The 4361-nt window shown below is 52.3% G+C and carries 3 protein-coding genes; 1 reads left to right on the top strand and 2 read right to left on the bottom strand.

Annotation, left to right across the window (positions count from 1 at the left end; all coding sequences use genetic code 11):
• The first annotated feature begins 465 nt into the window (after positions 1-465).
• Positions 466-2196 (top strand): potassium/proton antiporter, encoded by a 1731-nt coding sequence (locus CINSTRO3249_RS13225; protein WP_074013607.1) that lies wholly within the window; start codon positions 466-468, stop codon positions 2194-2196.
• 148 nt (positions 2197-2344) lie between these two features.
• Here CINSTRO3249_RS13225 and CINSTRO3249_RS13220 read toward each other — a convergent pair whose 3' ends face one another.
• Both CINSTRO3249_RS13220 and CINSTRO3249_RS13215 read right to left on the bottom strand, forming a co-directional pair.
• Entirely contained in the window at positions 2345-2779 is a 435-nt protein-coding gene (locus CINSTRO3249_RS13220; RefSeq protein WP_074013606.1) for a MarR family winged helix-turn-helix transcriptional regulator, read from the bottom strand.
• A 222-nt stretch (positions 2780-3001) separates the two neighbouring features.
• The coding region (locus tag CINSTRO3249_RS13215; RefSeq protein WP_254304262.1) for a flagellar biosynthesis protein FlhF at positions 3002-4361 on the bottom strand (1360 nt) is incomplete at its 5' end.

Raw genomic sequence — 4361 nt, 5'->3', positions numbered from 1 at the left:
ATTTTGCAGCACATTAGGCATGATGTTTCACATCTCTGAGTTAAATATGCACAGCATAACATTTCATCAGGAAAAGGTGACATTTCTACTTTGCGGGATTAGTTGACATTTTAAACTTGCAATAACAGGTGAAAAGGCCATTTTCTGCCTGTTCTGACAAAATAAAGGCTTAAACGCCTTAAAACAGATAAATACCAAAAAAACGACTTTTTTGTTGTGCGCAAAAAGGGTAGTTTAATCGAGTACCGGCCAGGGATCCGCCGGACTAGGTTTCCCGCCTTACCCGCATCCGTCGCGGGCTCCGACGGACGACACGCCGGGCAGTATGGTGCACTTCCCTCCCCTTTTCAGGTCATGGTGCCGACGCTTTCAGCCAGACAGTAATGGTAGGAATTTTGGGTCACATCGCCTCTGCAGGATAGGCAGAGGTAGGGTATGAAATAAAAAATCAAAAGGAGACCGCGTTTGGACAGCAGCACCATTATAAGTTTATTTATTATAGGTTCAATATTGGTGGGGGGAAGTATCCTGCTCAGCGCTTTTTCCTCACGTCTTGGCATCCCTATTCTGGTGATTTTCCTGGCCATTGGCATGTTGGCGGGGATCGATGGTCTGGGCGGCATCGCGTTTGATAACTATCCTGTGGCCTATCTTATCAGTAACCTGGCGCTGGCGGTGATTTTGCTGGACGGCGGTATGCGTACCCGCGCCACTGCCTTTCGCGTCGCGCTCTGGCCGTCGCTGTCGCTGGCAACGGTAGGGGTCATTATCACCGCCGGTTTAACCGGTATGGCCGCGGCCTGGCTGTTCGGGCTGGATATGATTGAAGGCATGCTCATCGGCGCCATTGTCGGTTCTACCGACGCTGCGGCGGTGTTTTCGCTGCTGGGCGATAAAGGGCTGAACGAGCGTGTCACCTCCACGCTTGAGATTGAATCAGGCAGTAACGATCCCATGGCGGTGTTTCTGACCATCACGCTTATCGCCATGATTCAAAACGGCCAGACCCACCTTGACTGGCTGTTTCTGGTGCATCTGATTCGCGAATTTGGCCTGGGTGTGGTGATGGGTCTGGGCGGCGGCTGGCTGTTGCAGCAGGTCATCAACCGCATCTCGCTGACTAACGCCCTGTATCCCCTGCTGGCGGTCAGCGGCGGCATCATGATTTTCGCCCTGACCACGGCGCTGGAAGGCAGCGGCATTTTAGCCGTTTACCTGTGTGGCTTTGTGCTGGGTAACCGGCCGATACGCAACCGATATGGTATTTTGCAAACGTTCGACGGCATGGCCTGGCTCAGCCAGATTTGCATGTTTTTGGTGCTGGGACTCCTGGTCACGCCCAGCGATTTGTGGATGATCGCGATACCTGCGCTCATTTTGTCACTGTGGTTGATGCTGGTGGCGCGTCCGCTGTCGATTTTTGTCGGCCTGCTGCCGTTTCGCAACTACACCACCCGTGAGCGTGTGTTTCTCTCCTGGGTCGGCCTGCGCGGCGCCGTGCCTATCATCCTGGCGGTGTTTCCGATGATGGCGGGCCTGGACAACGCGCGCCTGTATTTTAATGTCGCTTTTTTTATCGTCCTTATCTCTCTGCTTTTGCAAGGCACCTCGCTCGGCTTCGCCGCCCGGCTGGCGAAAGTGGTGGTACCGCCTACCGCGTCGCCGATTTCCCGCGTCGGGATGGACATCCACCCGGAAAACCCCTGGGAGCAGTTCATCTATCAGTTGGGTGAGGAAAACTGGTGCGTGGGCGCGGCGCTGCGCGATTTGAAAATGCCCCGCCATACGCGCATTGCCGCTTTATTCCGCGATAATGTGTTGCTGCACCCGACCGCCAATACCCGACTGCGTGAAAGGGACGTGCTTTGTGTCATCGGTCGGGAGCGGGATCTCCCGGCGCTGGGCAGGCTGTTCAGCCAATCGCCTCCCGTCGCGCTGGATCAGCGCTTCTTTGGGGATTTTATTCTGGAAGCCAGCGCGCGCCTGCGCGACGTTTCCTCTATCTATGGTCTGGAATTTGCCGGCGAAGTGGACGGCGAGCTAACCCTTGGCCAGTTTGTCATGGCGTTACTCGGCGGGGGTGAACCGGTGGTCGGCGATAATGTCGTGGCGGAAGGCGTGGTGTGGACCATCGCGGAAAAAGACGAGCACCAGGTCAGCAAAATCGGCATCAAGATTGCCGATGAACCGGCCTGAAGCCACATATACTCCCGCGCGACGGTGGGAAGAAATCCAGTGCCGGCGGCTGGCGCGGGTGTTGATTGGCAGGCCGAGAGTTGACTGTTTAGAGTGATGCGCCGGCGTCACACGGTGTATCGCTTGGCGGGCGAATGAACGCAGCCGTTTAGGTCAGTGTTTCCGTGGCATTGTAAACCTTCGCCAGCACCCGCATGGCCACCTGCATATCCCGGGCATCAACATCCTCCAGAATTTCTTTACCCAGCGCATCGGCTTCGGTACGCACTTTTTCGTACAGCGCCTTACCCTCATCGGTGACCACCAGCAATTTTTTGCGCCGATCGGCCGGAGTGGGGATGCGTAGCACCAGACCAATTTTGACCAGACGGTCGACCATCGTCACCACCGTCGCCCCCTCTACGCCAAGCCGCTGCGCGAGTTCGCTTTGCGATAGCGGCAGTTCCGCACCGGCGATAGCGGCCACCGCAACCCAGCTTGCCTGGCTTAGGCCAAGGTATTTCAGGCGCCGATCAATAGCCATACGCAGCGAGCGCGAGGTCAAATGCAACATTTTTGAAAAATTTTTATAGTCAGTATTCATCAGCCGTATCAGGTAAAGACACACTATGTTAAAAATTATCACACATTGATTACGAAGACCAACGACACGCGCTCGGTTGAACAAAGAAATTATCCCCGGCCAATCACGAATATAGGTTTATCATTAACACGCAAATCAATTAACATAACAGCATCATATACTTTATTTCGCAGGAAACTATTATTATGCTTGCCATCCCTCTAAGGCATAGGTATCTACACATCAGGGAGGAGGCTTAAGAGCAACTCTCGCTAAATGAGTAAGTTCTTCCAGACTATATTCCGATAATAATTTTAGTGTATTCAACAAGATGGATAGGCCAGCGAGCAGAGCAGGAGCGCTCTCTCTGCGGCCTCGCTTTTGCTGTCGTCCTGACAAGCGACATATCAGCTGGCGGGCTGCCGCATTTTCTTCTCCTTCAGCGCGTTGCAGCCGCCATACCAGAACAGCAGCCATACTGGCTATTAACAACCTGCGTAGTACGGCTGGCGCGCTGCGCTGAAGCCATGTTTCTACGTCATGTCCGGCACCTTTCAGCAACTTAAAAAATGATTCAATATTCCAGCGCCAGTAATACCAACGAGCTACTTCCTCGCAGGTGATCTCGCTGCAAACGTTTGTAAGCAGCGTCCAGCGTCCCACCACATTACCGAGATCATCCGTAAGCCGAACAACAACCAATCTGACCGTCAGAGGCTCTCCAGGTTGGATTTTTATGCGGCGGCCGGTTTCTTTATCTTTACGCTTCTGCTGCGCAGCTCGGGTTATGACTATCGAGGTTTCACTGATTTCCATATCAGCTTTTTTCCCTTTCCAGTCTACCTGTCCGCATCCGTTGTATGGCAGAAGAGCAGCAATCTCACCAATTTTCAATGAATTACCTTGCCACTCTGCACCATGTCCTTCTTTTCCTCGGATAAGCCAGCATATTCCTTGAGTACTCAACGTCCGCATATGTCCAATAGAGTCACCCTCTCTATCAATTATATGAATCAGCTTTTTACCTATATTAAGCGATTCCACACGGGCAATATCGGTCGTCAAGGCGTCCATATGTGTCTGCCGTTCGGACAGTCCTTCCGCCAACGTTGAATGACAACCGGTTGCATCGGTAAGTGTCTGAGATAGAGGCGCTATTGGCAAACCCGTGCCAGCATCAACCAGCAAGCTGCTTTGAAGTTCATATCCAACATCGCCACCGTGCGTCATTTTTAAGCGTCCGTATTTGGCATGATGGTAAAGAAATTGTAAACGTGACCAATCATGAACAACGAGAGCGTATGGATGCGGGCTAAGCGAAATTTGCTCAAGTGCTAGCGAAATAATTGGCTCATTGAGTTGACTGAAGCTAATTCGCTTATTATTCAGAAAACGCCAGACAGCTTGGGTAGTTGCGAAAGTTGATTTTTGAGCACTTGCGAGGTCTTTAACCGCAGAAGCAAGAAGAGCCGCGGGCGTCATATGCTGTTTAACCAGCGTCTGATATCGGCGGGTAAGGCGAGAGTCAATCCCGCCAACAGATAGGTTGAAATCATTCTGCAAAGTAATAACAGGTATCACGATAAATGTGTAGATACCTATG

Origin of the sequence: Candidatus Sodalis sp. SoCistrobi (assembly GCF_900143145.1) — a bacterium.
In the GTDB taxonomy this organism is placed as follows: domain Bacteria; phylum Pseudomonadota; class Gammaproteobacteria; order Enterobacterales; family Enterobacteriaceae; genus SoCistrobi.
The sequence above is the reverse complement of the archived record's forward strand: the minus strand, read 5'-3'. Positions and strand labels throughout refer to the sequence as shown.

Coding starts and splice junctions, on each gene's coding strand:
- CINSTRO3249_RS13220 (WP_074013606.1), bottom strand. CDS start 2,779: ATGAATACTGACTATAAAAATTTTTCAAAAATGTTGCATTTGACCTCG.